A 13,021-nucleotide genomic window follows, 5' to 3' on the forward strand; every position below is an offset into this window, starting at 1 on the left:
GCCGGGAGGAGTCCGCCGATGCCGCGGGGCGAGATCGACGAGGCCTGGATCGAGGAGGCGGTGCGGCGCTACCGCCGGATCGAGAACCTGCAGGCCGAGTTCGACCAGGCGGTCGCGACGGTCGAGGTCACCGTCCGCTCACCCGACGGGCTCGTCGAGGTGGTGGTGACCGCCGGCGGGCGCATCACCGACGTGCGCTTCCTCGGCCCGCTGCACCACCGCAGCCCGCGCGACGTCGCCGGTTCGGTGCAGGCCGCGGTGACCGCCGCCGCCGACGCGGCGCAGTGGGCGCGGGAGAAGCTGCACAACGAGACGTTCGCGGCCTACCGGCCGCTGGCGGGGGCCTGACATGGAGACGCTGCGTGCCCTGGCCGCCCGTCTCGACGAGGCCGGCGCTACCCTCGCCACCCTCGCCCGCACGGTGCCCGCCACCGACCCGCCGCATCCCGCATTCGGCGCGCACGCCACCGGCCGCCCCGGCGAGGTGGGCCGCGCACTGCACCGCCAGTGGACGCTTGCCACAGCCGACCGGGCGCGCGAGGCGCAGGCCGCCGCCGTCCGGCTCGCCGCCGCCGCGGCGGCGCTGCGCAGCGCCGCCGACCGCTACGCCGCCGCCGACGACGCGGTCGCCCGGCGGCTGGCCCGGGAGGCCTGATGGACGCGCTCGACCGCCTCGCCGAGCCGGGGCTCGACCTGCTCGCCCGCGTCGACACGCTGCTGGCCGCCGGCGCGCCCGAGGGGCACCGGCTCTGGCCGCTGCTGCGCCGCATGCAGGTGCTCCCCGGCGCGGCCGTGCGCGAGTTCCTCGACCTGCATCCCGCGCCGCTGACCGGCGCCGGCCACGCCGTGCGCCGGCTCGTCCGGGGGTACGACGACACCTGCGCCCTGCTGGCCGACCAGGTCGCCTGGTCCGGTGCCGCCGCGTCGGCGTACGACGAGGCACGTGCCGCCCTGCTGCGGCACCTGGACGAAGGCCCGGACAGCCTGGTCGGGCGGCTGGAGTCGACGGCGGGCTACGCCGACGCGCTGGCCGGCTGGGTGGAGGGCAGCCGGGCCGCGCTGGCCCGGGCGCTGGCCGAGGTGCTCGGCTCGGCCGAGGCGGTCGCGGTGCACGCGGCGACGAGGCCCGGCGCCGAGGCCGGACGGGCCGGGGCGTCCGCCGCGGCCGAGATCGCGACGAGGATCCTGGGTGTGCTCGGGGTGGCCTATGACGGTGCCGAGACGCTGCTACGCCAGTGGGGGCCGAGCCTGGCCGAGACACAGTGGCGGGACCGCGCCATTACCGGCCCGCGCTACGGCGGCACCACCCGGATCGGCTACTGACGGTCCACGGCGCCGCGCGCCGATCCGGCCGTGGCCGGGTGACGGCGGCGACGCCGTGGCCTTCCCCTGCACCCCCCGCAGGTATGCCTTCACTCAACGCGCCCGGGCGGTGTTTGTCAGGAGCCCCACGCAGATTCAGCCGTCCGGGCGAGGCGATGGGGCCGGTTCGGCCGGGTCGACGACAATGATCGCTGCGGTGGGTGACCGGGCGGCGACAGGTGCGCCGTGCGGCGGTCGTCGATCCGCGTAGGGTGTGGCGTATGGGCATGCTCTGCGCGGTCAGCTTCAACCGGTACGGGCGCCTCTACTACCTCGACCCGGGCGAGCTGCGCCCGCAGGTGGGCGACCGGGTGCTGGTGCCCACCGACGAGGGGCCCGAGGTGGCCGAGTGCGTGTGGGCCGCGCAGTGGGTCAGCGAGGACACCGACAGCTTCCCGAAACTGGTCGGGATCGCCGGCGACGACGACCTGCGCCGCGACGAGACGCTGCGCCGACGCAAGGCCGAGGCGAAGGTCGCCGCCAAGCGGCTGATCCGCGAACACGGCCTGCCGATGAAGGTGGTTGCCGTCGACCACGTCCTGGCCACGCCGGAGAACGGCAGTGACCGCACCACCATCTACTTCACCGCGCCGCACCGCGTCGACTTCCGCTCGCTGGTCCGCGACCTGGGCGCCACGCTGCACTGCCGGGTCGAGCTGCGGCAGCTCTCCGCCCGCGACTCCGCCCGGGTGCAGGGCGGCATCGGCTCCTGCGGGCGCGACCTGTGCTGCGCCACGTTCCTGACCGACTTCGAGCCGGTGACCATCCGGATGGCGAAGGACCAGGACCTGCCGCTCAACCCGCTGCGCATCTCGGGGGCGTGCGGGCGGCTGATGTGCTGCCTCAAGTACGAACACCCGCTGTATCAGAAATTCCAGGAGTCGGCCCCGGCGGTCGGCAACCGGGTGTCCACACCGCAGGGCGAGGGCAAGGTGGTCGGCCACAGTGTCCCGCGCGACGCGGTGACGGTCCGGCTGGACGCGGACGGCTCCCGCTCGATGTGCTCCCGCGCGTCGGTCTGCGGCCCCAGGCAGGCCCACGACCAGCACTACCCCCAGCCCTGACCCGCTGCCTCTCCTCCCGCCCCGGTCTTTCTCCGTCGATCATGAAGTTAGCGGTCGAAATGGTGATCGACTTCGCCGCCAACTTCATGATCGACGGAGTGAGGTCCGGTGTGTGCCGGGTGGGGTCAGCGGATGACGATGGGGGGTTCGGCGAGGCGGGGGGTCAGCGGGGTCTTCGGGGTCAGCCAGGAGGCGGTGGGGGACTGGTCGGGGTTCAGCTGCCAGTCGTGGGACACCTTGTCGACGGCGATCGGATAGATCGTCAGCGTGCCGTCCCTGTCGATCCGGAACCGCAGGAACGCCTTCGAGTCCTCGATGCCCTGCGCCGCGAACAACTCGTTCAGGTTCACCCCGAACGCGCCCGCCACCAGCAGGTAGAGCGCGACGAGCTGGCTGGCCACCAACCCGCTCACCGGCCCGTAGAGCACCACCGCGGCGACCGCCGGCATCGGCCACGGCCAGTCGTAGAACGGCAGCTGCAACCAGACCCACGTGCCCCCGGCGGCGAGGGCGATCTGGGCCAGCCCGTGCGTCACCCCGAGGATCCAGTGCCGGGCGTGCCGTTTCCCGCCCGCCGTCGGTGGCTTGGCGAAGAACACCGCACCCATCATCGCCACCACCAGCATGATCGCCAGCGGTACGCTGAACAGCCGCTGCTCGGTGGTGCCCACCCGCTGCACCGCCACCCCGGCCATCGCCAGCATCAGCAGCGTGTGCAGGGTGCCGAGCAGCGTGGTGAAGCCCGGGTTGCGGAACGGCAGCCGGGCGAAGATCCCCCAGCCGTACCGGCGGGAACGGGCCTTGTCCGGGTAGCGCGCGGCCAGGTCGTACTCCTGGGTGTTGCTGGCCCGGCGGGTCAGCGTGTCACGCGGCGGCACTTCAAGCTTCTCGGGCAGCCGGTGCGTGGGGTAGAGGTAGGCGCCGCCACCGCCGCACGTGATGAGCTGCCGGTCCGTCCCGGCATAGCGGGCGTAGTGGTGCAGGTCGCCGGAGATCAGCACCCGCACCTGCGCCCCGGTCGGTGCGACGAGGGTACGGATGAAGTAGTCGATCGAGTCGTACGCGTTGGGGTGGTCGACGGCCTTGACCCACGTCGGCGCCGGCACCGCCAGGATCACCTTGGACTCCGGGGTGAGCTTGCGGGCCACCTCGTCGAAGTAGGTGAGCTGCGGGTCGTCCAGGTACGAGCCGGACTGGTCGTCGAGGCCGAGCAGCCACCAGCCGGCCGGCAGCTCGACAGCGAAGTACGAGCGGGACTGGCCGGTGCCCCAGCCCCCGAAGTGCCGGTCCCGGGTACGTACGAACAGGCGCAGGAACGCGGTCAGCCCGTCGTACCAGTCGTGGTTACCCGGCACCGCGAACAGCGTCGGCTGCTCCGGCGGGGCGACAGGCAGCGCCGACTGGTACGGGCCCTTGCAGCGGTCCTCGTACGCCTCGTAGCCCGCCGCCGGGTAGACCTGGTCGCCGCCCATCACCAGCGTCTGCGCGCGGGGAAGGCGATGCCCGTCCACTGTCAGCTCGGGTTGGGCGAGCAGGTACGCCACCGAGTACGTGGCGTCGAAGCCGTCACCCAGGTCGGCCACGTAATCGAGCCAGAGCCCGCCGTCCGGCCCGACCTGCCGGAACGTGCCGTCGCCGAACGCGTTCTGCAACTCGCGCTTGTCCAGGTACGCCCCGAACAACATGGCCAGCAACGTCCGCAGGCCGGTGCTGATCAGCAGCAGCGGCGCGAGCCAGGGCACCGGCCGGCGCGGGGTGAAGCCCAGCTCCCGGGGGTCGATGCTGCGTGGGCGGCGGGTGGCCCGCTCGCCGGGATGCGCCTCGGGAGCCGGTGGTCGCGGCGGTTCGTCGGTCACCCGCCGCAGGGTAGTCCGGACCGGGCGCGAAGTCTCTCCCGTGGCGGGGCGGATGTGGCCCGGTGTCCGGGTTCGGCGACGGGGGGATCCGGTTCGGCTTCCGGCGGGGCGTGCCGTACACTTGACGATCGTTGCCGCCTTAGCTCAGTCGGCTAGAGCGACGCACTCGTAATGCGTAGGTCGACGGTTCGATTCCGTCAGGCGGCTCGGTACAGAAGCCCAGGTCATCGGCCTGGGCTTCGCCGTTTCCGAGGGCCGATCATCCCTCCGCCGACGGGGTGCCGGTCCGCGAACGCGGCCGGCCGACCAGGCCGGCGGCAGCCGCCCAGGCCAGCAGTACGCCCATGGTCAGGCCGGGCGGCAGGTACCAGAACGTGAGGAAGCCGGCCGGTGGCGTCAACGGCAGTGCCGCGACGAGCGCCCACGCGACGCGGCGTGGCAGCACACCGCGACGCAGCCCTTGCAGGCCACACCAGACGGTGCCCACCAGCGCCGTCAGCAGGGCCAGGAGGTCGAAAATCCACCCGTACCCGGGGCTGTTGTATTCCAGGCCGATCGCGATGGCCGCGGCGAGGAGCCCGTAACGCGTGAGGCGCCGGGGCGTCGCGGTGGCGTGGCCGGTCACCGTCCAGACGAGCGGCAGCGCCAGCAGCACCGACACGAAGAAGGGCCCACGCCAGATCCACGCGGGCTCCCCACCGTCGAACAACGGCAGGTTCTCGGCCATCCATCGCGCCGGAGCGGGGAGAGAGCTGACGGCTCGGCCGCCGCCGACCTCCCACTGCGTGGCCATCGCGGCGCCGAGCACCGCGGCGACCAGCGGCGCGAGAATCGCAAGGGCGCGCCGCCAGCGGGCGACCGCCCACTTAGCCTCGACACCGGGCGTGCCGGTGCGATCGGGTACGTGCCGCGGATGCTCCTGTCGCATCGGATGATCGTCCCCGCGCTGCTCGGAAATCCCATCAGGAGAACAGTCGGGATCACCAGTAGCGTTTCGGCTGTAGACGCGGTTACGAGGCCGCCCGTGCTCTTCTGCCCGGAGCGGGCAGTTCGGCGGCGACCGTGCCCAGCAGCGCCAGGGCCTGCGCCGAACGACTGCCGGGCTCGGCCTGGTAGACGACCATCTGCTGGCCGGTCGCGCCCGCGACGGTGAGGGAGTCGTACGTGAGGGTCAGCTCGCCGACGTCGTGATGGTGGAACAGCTTCGCCTCGTGCGTCTTTCCCCGTACGTCGTGGCGGGCCCACAGCCGGCGGAACTCCGGACTCTTCAGCGATAGTTCCCCGACCAGTTCGGTGAGCCGCGCGTCGTCGAGCATGTCGGCTGCGGCGGCCCGCAGCGCGCCCAGGCTGGACCGCGCGACCCGGTCCCAGTGGGGATAGAAGGAGCGGGCCGCCGGGTCGAGGAAGACGAACCGGACGAGGTTGGGCTCGTCGGCCTCGAACAGCTTGGCGAACAGGGCGCGTCCGAGCCGGTTGGCAGCAAGCACGTCCATCCTGCGGTCGATGATCAGCGCGGGTGTGTGCAACCAGCCGTCCATCAGGCGCAGCAGGCTCGGCCGGACGGTCTCCCGCGTACCCCGGCGGACAGGCTTGCGGCCGATTCTGGCCAGCAGGTGCAGATGCGCCGTCTCCTCGGCGTCGAGTCCGAGGGTGCGGGCCAGGGCGTTCAGCATCTGTTCCGACGGATGCTGTTCCCGCCCCTGCTCCAGGCGCGCGTAGTAGTCGGTGCTGACCCCGGACAGCTGGGCGACCTCCTCGCGCCGCAGACCCGGCGTGCGGCGCCGGCCCGAGGAGACGATGCCGGCCTCCGCCGGACTGGTCGTCTCACGCCGGGCACGCAGGAACTCGCCGAGCGGATTGCTGCCGTCCACCACCCCAACATAACCGCGGCCGACCGGCCGCCAGGAGCCTCAGCCGGGGTGTGACGCACCCTGGTTGCAGCAGGCCGTACTCCGCACCGTGGAGTCATGGAATCCACACAGAAGGTCGTTCTGGTCACGGGCGCGAGCAGCGGGATCGGTGAGGCGACCGCGCTGCGTCTGGCCGCCGAGGGGCACGCCGTGGTCGCGGGCGCGCGGCGCGGCGAGCGGCTCGCCGCGCTCGCCCAACGGCACGACAACATCAGGGTACGGCGGCTCGACGTGGCCGACCGTGAGGACGTCGCGGCGTTCGTCGGCAGCGCAGTGGCTGAGTTCGGGCGGGTCGACGTGCTCGTCAACAACGCGGGTCTGATGCCGTTGTCCCGGCTCGACGCCCTGCTGGTGGACGAGTGGGACCGGATGATCGACGTCAACGTCCGGGGTCTGCTGCACGGCATCGCGGCCGTCCTACCGGTCTTCCAGCGGCAGGGCAGCGGCCACCTGATCACCGTCGCCTCCGTCGGCGCGCACGAGGTGGTGCCGACCTCCGCGGTGTACTCGGCGACGAAGTTCGCCGCGTGGGCGATCACCGAGGGTCTGCGCCTGGAGGCCGACCCGAGCCTGCGGGTCACCACGATCACGCCCGGCGTCGTCGAGTCGGAGCTGGCCGAGTCGATCACCGACCCGGTGGCCCGGGAGGCGATGCGGGAGTACCGCCGGAACGCGATCTCGCCGGACGCGATCGCGCGAGCCATCTCGTACGCCGTCGGCCAGCCGGCGGACGTGGACGTCAACGAGATCATCATCCGTCCGACCCGGCAGCGAGGCTGACATGTCCGGCACCAACCACCGCAAGGCCGCCACCGTCTTCGTGACGGCGGCGCTCACCGCCTGCGGGACGGAGACGCCGCCCCCATCCCGGTCCGCGCCGGCCACGACGCAGGCGCGGCCCCCGGCCTCCGGAACCGTCCATCCGTACGTCGGGATGTGGGTCACCGCCGACGGCCACATCCGGCAGGAGCTGCTGCCCGACGGCCGGTACGACGAGGCGCGTGGCGACCGGGCGAGCGCCTACACCGGCCGGTACGAGGTGACCGGCGAGCACATCGACTACTGGGACGACAGCGGGTTCACCGCCGATGGCCGCTTCGACGGCGACGTCCTGCACCACGGCGGCTACCTGTTCTACCGGGAGGGCAGTGCGGCCCACCGAAACGCCGTCGCGGACCGGGCGTCGAATCGCCCGTCCGGATAGGCCGGACAGGGGAGCGCCGGGCGCCCGCTACCGGCGCCCGGCGCGTTGCCGGGCGGCCTCGTAGAGCGCCACCGTCCCGGCTGCCGCCGCGTTCAGCGAACTCGCCGCCCCCACGATCGGGATGCGCACCATCCGGTCGCTCGCCTCCTGCCAGCCCTTGCTGAGTCCGTGCGTCTCGTTGCCGATGAGCAGGAGAGTGGGGCCGGTCAGGTCGTGCTCGGCGACGTCGACGTCCCCGTGTTCGTCCGTACCGATGATCTGGACCTGCGGAAGTCCGTCCGCGCGCACGGCGGCGACCCAGTCCAGGACTTCGCGGTGACCGGCGACGCGCACCACCGGTACGGCGAACAGCGAGCCGGTGCTGGCCCGGACCGCCTTGGGGTCGTACGGGTCGGCGGCGTGGCCCGTGATGATCACGCCGGACGCGCCGAAGGCGTCGGCGGAGCGGACCAGCGTGCCGATGTTGCCAGGGGTCTTGGGGCGGTCGAAGACCACCACGAGCATCGCCGGCCCGACCGGGATGCGGGCCAGGTCGTCGGCGGGCTGCGCCACCACGGCGAGCAACTCGGGGGACTCCTCGTCCTTGCCGCTCAGTTCCCGCATCAGCTCCGGCGCGAGCGCGACCCGCCGGGCGTCGGCGCGGTCGAGCAGGTCACGGCACCAGCGGGACAGCGGCTGCCGGTCCGGGTACAGGAGCGCGCGGATCTCCCAGCCCTGCTCCAGGGCCACGGTGATCGGGCGTACCCCCTGGACCAGGAACTCCCCGGACCGCTGCCGCTTGGTGCGGTTGGTCAGCAGCGCCTGCCACTGCTGGAAGCTCGCGTTGCGGGTGGTGATCGTCAGGGTCTTCGCCACGCAGCCGATTCAACCGCATCGGGGTCGGCGGCCACGCGGCGGTGAGGCGTACGACGCGGCGCGATTGTCCCGCCGAGTGACCAGCCGCTATCGTTCCCTCGCCCCCAGCCGCAGAGTTTGAGGATCGCGATGACTTCCCCGCCGTTGACGAAGGTTGCCGATCGGGAAGGTTCACCCTCCGAGGAGCCGGGCGGTACGTCGACCGCGCGCGAGCCGGGCAGGGAGGCGACGCCGAGCCGGTTCCGGGCCGACGTCGCCGGGCTCCGGGCCGTCGCCGTGGGGCTGGTGCTGCTCTACCACGCCGGGCTGCCGTTCATCCCCGGTGGTTTCGTCGGCGTCGACGTCTTCTTCGTGATCTCCGGTTTCCTCATCACCGGGCAGCTCATCTCCGAGATCGAGCGCAGCGGCCGGGTCTCGCTGATCGGCTTCTACGCGCGCCGGGCCAAGCGCATCCTGCCCGCCGCCACCGTGGTGCTGGCGGCCACCGCCGTCGCGGTCCGGCTGTTCGTACCCCGGGGTGAGTGGCAGGTCGTCGGCGGTGACATCGCCGCCGCGGCGACGTACATCGTGAACTGGCGCTTCGCCGACCGCGCGGTCGACTACCTGGCCGAGGACGTCGCGCCGTCGCCGGTCCAGCACTTCTGGTCGCTCGCCGTGGAGGAGCAGTTCTACCTGCTCTGGCCGCTGTTGATCGTGCTGGCCATCCTCGCCGCGCGCAAGCTCCGGCGGGCGAACGTACGGCCGGTCCTGTGGGTCGGTCTCGCGGTGCTGGCGGTGCCGTCGTTCGTCTGGTCGATCGTCGAGACGGCGAACTCGCCGCAGCGGGCGTTCTTCGTCTCCACCACGCGGTTGTGGGAACTCGGGGTCGGCGCCGCCATCGCGCTGCTGGCGGTCCGCGCCGCCCGGATGCCCCGGTCCGTGGCGGTCGTTCTCGGGTGGCTCGGCCTCGCCGCGATCGTCGCGGCGGCGCTGCTTGTCAGCGGGAAGACCGCATGGCCGGGGTACGTGGCGGCGCTGCCCACGCTCGGCGCGGCGGCGGTGATCGCGGCCGGCGCGGCAGCGGGCTCCCGGGGGCCGGTGATGGTGCTCGGCACGCGTCCGTTCCAGTGGATCGGTGACCTGTCGTACTCGCTGTACCTGTGGCACTGGCCGATGCTCGTGGTGGCCGCCGCGCACTTCGGTGACCTGTCGCTGACCGAGGGCCTGCTGGTGGCGCTCGCCTCGGTGATCCCGTCCTGGATCACGTTCCGGCTGGTGGAGAACCCGCTGCGCTACTCGCGGAAGATCTCCACGTCGCCTCGTCTGGCGTTGAGCCTGGGCGGCAACTTCACGCTCGTCGGCATCTGCGCCGGCATGGTCCTGGTGCTGATGGGCGCATGGGCCGCCGCCGCGACCACCACCAAGGGCCAGTACGCCCCGGGGGCCGCGTTGCTGTCGACAGCGCCCGGTACCGCCCCGATCGGCCCGGTCCCGGAGCGGTTCGACGTGATCAAACCGGATCCGCTGCAGATCCGGCAGGGCTTCATGGACGTGCCCGACACCAACCGGGACAAGTGCTTCCAGCAGGTCGACGGCGCCGAGGTGCTGTCCTGCACGTACGGCAACCCGAACGCGGCCACCACCGTCGCGCTCGTCGGCGACTCGAAGATGGACCAGTGGCTGCCCGCGTTCCAGGTGCTGGCCGAGCAGAACGACTGGAAGATCCTGATCGCCGCGAAGGCGTCGTGCCCGTTCACCAGCGCGCCGGCGGTCCGGGCCGACGACCCGAGCAAGCTCTACACCGACTGCATCGACTGGAACCGGTCGCTGATGCGCAAACTGGTCGAGGAGCGACCCGACTACCTGGTCACCTCGCAGGGCGCGGCGCGCGCCTTCGACAGCGACGCGAAGGAGCCGACGGTCGAGGCGATGGTCGCCGGGGTCCGGTCGGCGTGGAAGAAGCTCGACGCCGTGGGCACGCAGGTCGTCGTGCTCGCCAACAACCCCGGCCCCGGCCCGGCGGTGACGTGCGCCGACAAGAACCGCAAGCGCCTGTCCCGGTGCGCGTTCGACAGGGAGCGGCACGACCAGGACCCGGCGTACCGGATGCAGCGGCAGGCGGTGTCCGGCGCGCCGAAGGTCAAGATGATCGACCTGTTCGACGCCGTCTGCCCGACCGACAGGTGCCCCGTGGTATTCGGCAACGTGCTCATCTACCGGGGTGGCTCGCACATCGGCGCGGCGTACGTGAAGACGACAGCGCCGCACCTCGCCCGCGCCCTGTCCGACGTCGGCGTGCCGGCGCGCTTCAGCCCGGCCGGATAGCTCGCCCGGGTTGCGGCGCCCGGTCACGATGGCGGAGTGATCATGCGTCGGCCGCTCTGGCTCAGCCTCGCGTACGCGCTGCTGGCGGTCGCCGGTGCCACCCTGCTCTGGCTGCCGTTCCACACCCAGTCGGCGCTCGACGACTGGGGGGTGACGCTGCGCGAGCGGGGTACGCCCGCCCGGGCGACGGTGGTCGACCAGGTGACCGAGAGCGGCGGTAACAAGGGTTCCTCGTCGAGCACCATGTACTTCAGCTACGTGGTCGAGGGCCGGACGCACGCGCAGGAGGTGCCCTGCTTCGAGGTGTGCCGGGCGGCCGGCGCCGAGGTGCCGATCTGGGTCAACCCGGCGGACCCGGGCGATTTCGTCACCGACTTCGGGCAGCTCAGCGGGCATCGCGGGCGCGTGCAGGGCGTACTCGGCGTGGTCGGGCTGGCCGCTCTGGGCGCCGGTGTGGTGCTGACGCTGTCCCGCATCCGGCGCGCCGCCCGGCCAGGCCACGACCGCGCAGCCCGGCCGGGCAGAGACCGCGCCGTCCGGCTGCGCCGGGTGGCGCCGGCGCCGGTCGGAGACGGCCGCCTCTACACCGGCCGGGGCAAACGCAAGCGCAACGTCCGGCGCTGACGCACCGCTCGGCGGCGACGCGCTCAGCGGTAGAGCGTCTCCAGGTACGCCGGGCCGTAGTGGCGCTCCAGGTCGGCCAGGCTCTCCGCCGGGGCCTCCACCTCCTTGATCAGCCGGGCCCGCGTCGGCAGCACGTCCGGCTGCCAGGTCTCCGGCTGCCACAGCTCGGAGCGCAGGAACGCCTTCGCGCAGTGGTAGAAGATCTGCTCGATCGCGACCTCGACCGCGAGCAGCGGCCGGTGACCCTTGACCTCCATGTCGGCGAACCACGGCGCGTCGGAGATCAGCCGGGCCCGGCCGTTGATCCGCAGCGTGTCGGTGCGGCCGGGGATCAGGAAGATCAACCCGACGTGCGGGTTGGCCAGGATGTTGCGGTAGCCGTCGGCCCGCCGGTTGCCGGGCCGCTCCGGAATCGCGATCGTGGTGTCGTCGAGCACCAGCGCGAAGCCGGGCGGGTCACCCTTCGGGGAGACGTCGCAGGTGCCGTCCGCTCCGGCGGTGGCGATCAGGCAGAACGGCGAGGCGGCGAGCCACTCCCGGTCGCGTTCGTGCAGCGTACGGCGGTCCTTGGCGGCAGCGCGCGGCATCGGCGTGCCGATCAGCTCACGTAGTTCGGACTCGCTGGTGATCTCCCGGGTCGTCACGTCTTCCTCCCCCGTCCGTTGACCTTGACGGCGGTTTCGCCCCGCGATCCGCCACTGTCAGCCTAGGAGAGCGCGTCGAGCGCCGGGTTTGCCCCCGGGGCCGGCGGGTAGGGACCGGTTCGCAGCGTGCGGCCGGACGTGACGGATGGAGGCCGAGATGGAGAGCCGGCTCAAGGTGCTCGGCCATCCCGTGCATCCGATGCTCGTGATGTTCCCGGTGGCGCTCTTCGTGACCGCGGTGATCTTCGACGTGGTGGACACCGTGGGCGGGCCCGGCTTCCTGGCCGAGGTCGCGTACTGGAACATCACAGTCGGTCTGATCGGCGGCCTGCTGGCCGCGGCGGCCGGGGCGTTCGACCTGCTCGCCCTGCCGGCCGGCACCCGCGCCAAGCGGGTCGGTGTCACCCACGCCGCCGCCAACGTGGCGGTCATCCTGCTGTTCGCCGCGGTCTGGGCGGTCCGGCTCAACGCCGACTCCCGGGCGGCCGGCGGCGCACTCGTCGCCATCGAGGTGGTCGCCCTGGCGATCCTCGGCGTCAGCGCGTGGCTCGGCGGCGAACTGGTGGACCGGCTCGGTGTCGGCGTCGACCCGGAGCACGATCTCAACGCGCCCAGCTCGCTGCGACCCCCCTCGGCGACACAGCGGATCGGAGACGCGCGATGACGGAACAGGGCGGCGGACGGGGCTGGCGTGGCCGCCAGCAGGGCTGGGATCCGATGGGCGAGCTCCAGTCGCTGCGCTCCGAACTGAGCCGGCTGGTCGGCGGACGCTCCGGCGGCCAGGACGTGGACCTGGCCGAGACGGCCGACGGCTGGGAGGTGGTCGTCCGGCTCCCCGGCGTCGCGCCGGAGGAGGTCGCCGTCGAGCTGGACGACCGCGAGCTGTGCGTCCGCGCCCGGTCGGAGGCCGAGGTGAACGCCGACCACGGCATCCCGGGCGGGTTCACCACCCGGGGCTTCGAGTACCGCGTGGACCTGCCGTCCCGCGTGGACCCGGACCGGATCGACGCGGTGATGGACCACGGTCTGCTCCGGGTGCGTCTGCCCCGGGCGACCCGGCCCGCGCCGCGCACCATCACCGTCGGGCGGACCGGTCCGCGACCGGGTGCCGACCGTACGCAGATGCCCGCCGACCCGGCCGCGGACCGGGAGCTGCACCACCCGGACACCGCGCTCGACGAGATCGACAGGCCGTAGG

15 protein-coding genes and 1 tRNA gene are annotated in these 13,021 nt (G+C 72.6%); 11 read left to right on the forward strand and 5 right to left on the reverse strand.

Annotation, left to right across the window (positions count from 1 at the left end; translation table 11 throughout):
- The first annotated feature begins 18 nt into the window (after positions 1 to 18).
- The 4 genes from O7546_RS00510 to ricT all read left to right on the forward strand — a co-directional run bounded on the left by O7546_RS00510 (position 19) and on the right by ricT (position 2,426).
- Positions 19 to 348, forward strand: a complete 330-nt coding sequence (locus O7546_RS00510) for a YbaB/EbfC family nucleoid-associated protein (protein ID WP_013473591.1) — start codon at positions 19 to 21, stop codon at positions 346 to 348.
- A 1-nt stretch (position 349) separates the two neighbouring features.
- Positions 350 to 655, forward strand: coding sequence for a hypothetical protein (locus O7546_RS00515; protein WP_194798932.1), 306 nt, complete (start codon positions 350 to 352; stop codon positions 653 to 655).
- A complete protein-coding gene (locus tag O7546_RS00520; protein ID WP_194798931.1) occupies positions 655 to 1,323 on the forward strand; it encodes a hypothetical protein in 669 nt (222 codons plus the stop codon). Before O7546_RS00515 ends, O7546_RS00520 begins: the two co-directional genes overlap by 1 nt.
- Before the next feature lie 260 nt (positions 1,324 to 1,583).
- Positions 1,584 to 2,426, forward strand: a complete 843-nt coding sequence (gene ricT, locus O7546_RS00525) for a regulatory iron-sulfur-containing complex subunit RicT (RefSeq protein ID WP_269695958.1) — start codon at positions 1,584 to 1,586, stop codon at positions 2,424 to 2,426.
- Positions 2,427 to 2,551: 125 nt separating this feature from the next.
- On the opposite strand, the gene O7546_RS00530 is transcribed toward ricT, so the two are convergent.
- Entirely contained in the window at positions 2,552 to 4,282 is a 1,731-nt protein-coding gene (locus O7546_RS00530) for a metallophosphoesterase (protein WP_281600346.1), read from the reverse strand.
- Positions 4,283 to 4,415: 133 nt separating this feature from the next.
- Between O7546_RS00530 and O7546_RS00535 the strand changes: the two genes are divergently transcribed.
- Positions 4,416 to 4,489, forward strand: a tRNA-Thr gene (locus O7546_RS00535).
- Positions 4,490 to 4,541: 52 nt separating this feature from the next.
- Here O7546_RS00535 and O7546_RS00540 read toward each other — a convergent pair.
- Together O7546_RS00540 and O7546_RS00545 are read right to left on the reverse strand one after the other, a co-directional pair.
- Complete coding sequence (locus O7546_RS00540) at positions 4,542 to 5,210, reverse strand: hypothetical protein (protein ID WP_194798928.1); 669 nt, start codon at positions 5,208 to 5,210, stop codon at positions 4,542 to 4,544.
- An 82-nt stretch (positions 5,211 to 5,292) separates the two neighbouring features.
- A complete protein-coding gene (locus tag O7546_RS00545; protein WP_194798927.1) occupies positions 5,293 to 6,153 on the reverse strand; it encodes a helix-turn-helix transcriptional regulator in 861 nt (286 codons plus the stop codon).
- A 96-nt stretch (positions 6,154 to 6,249) separates the two neighbouring features.
- On the opposite strand from O7546_RS00545, the gene O7546_RS00550 reads away from it, so the two are divergent.
- Both O7546_RS00550 and O7546_RS00555 read left to right on the forward strand, forming a co-directional pair.
- Positions 6,250 to 6,972 carry an SDR family oxidoreductase gene (locus tag O7546_RS00550; protein WP_194798926.1) on the forward strand — a complete coding sequence of 241 codons (723 nt, stop codon included), beginning with the start codon at positions 6,250 to 6,252 and terminating at the stop codon, positions 6,970 to 6,972.
- A gap of 1 nt (position 6,973) precedes the next feature.
- On the forward strand, positions 6,974 to 7,396 hold the full coding sequence (locus O7546_RS00555; RefSeq protein ID WP_281600347.1) for an Atu4866 domain-containing protein: 423 nt from the start codon (positions 6,974 to 6,976) through the stop codon (positions 7,394 to 7,396).
- Positions 7,397 to 7,423: 27 nt separating this feature from the next.
- Here O7546_RS00555 and O7546_RS00560 read toward each other — a convergent pair whose 3' ends face one another.
- The gene (locus tag O7546_RS00560; protein WP_281600348.1) at positions 7,424 to 8,251 is read right to left on the reverse strand and encodes a TrmH family RNA methyltransferase; all 828 of its coding nucleotides are present in this window, start codon (positions 8,249 to 8,251) and stop codon (positions 7,424 to 7,426) included.
- A 129-nt stretch (positions 8,252 to 8,380) separates the two neighbouring features.
- Here O7546_RS00560 and O7546_RS00565 point away from each other — a divergent pair, with 129 nt between their 5' ends.
- On the forward strand, positions 8,381 to 10,555 hold the full coding sequence (locus O7546_RS00565) for an acyltransferase family protein (RefSeq protein ID WP_281600349.1): 2,175 nt from the start codon (positions 8,381 to 8,383) through the stop codon (positions 10,553 to 10,555).
- A 42-nt stretch (positions 10,556 to 10,597) separates the two neighbouring features.
- Positions 10,598 to 11,179, forward strand: coding sequence for a DUF3592 domain-containing protein (locus O7546_RS00570; RefSeq protein WP_194798922.1), 582 nt, complete (start codon positions 10,598 to 10,600; stop codon positions 11,177 to 11,179).
- 23 nt (positions 11,180 to 11,202) lie between these two features.
- Here O7546_RS00570 and O7546_RS00575 read toward each other — a convergent pair whose 3' ends face one another.
- A complete protein-coding gene (locus tag O7546_RS00575) occupies positions 11,203 to 11,766 on the reverse strand; it encodes a pyridoxamine 5'-phosphate oxidase family protein (protein ID WP_247678263.1) in 564 nt (187 codons plus the stop codon).
- A 214-nt stretch (positions 11,767 to 11,980) separates the two neighbouring features.
- Between O7546_RS00575 and O7546_RS00580 the strand changes: the two genes are divergently transcribed.
- Positions 11,981 to 12,487, forward strand: a complete 507-nt coding sequence (locus O7546_RS00580) for a DUF2231 domain-containing protein (RefSeq protein ID WP_194798920.1) — start codon at positions 11,981 to 11,983, stop codon at positions 12,485 to 12,487.
- Positions 12,484 to 13,020, forward strand: a complete 537-nt coding sequence (locus tag O7546_RS00585) for an Hsp20/alpha crystallin family protein (protein WP_194798919.1) — start codon at positions 12,484 to 12,486, stop codon at positions 13,018 to 13,020. The genes O7546_RS00580 and O7546_RS00585 overlap by 4 nt, the downstream gene beginning before the upstream one ends.
- The last annotated feature ends 1 nt before the right edge of the window (position 13,021 follow it).

It is taken from the genome of Micromonospora sp. WMMA1976 (genome assembly GCF_027497335.1).
Classification (GTDB): domain Bacteria; phylum Actinomycetota; class Actinomycetes; order Mycobacteriales; family Micromonosporaceae; genus Micromonospora; species Micromonospora aurantiaca.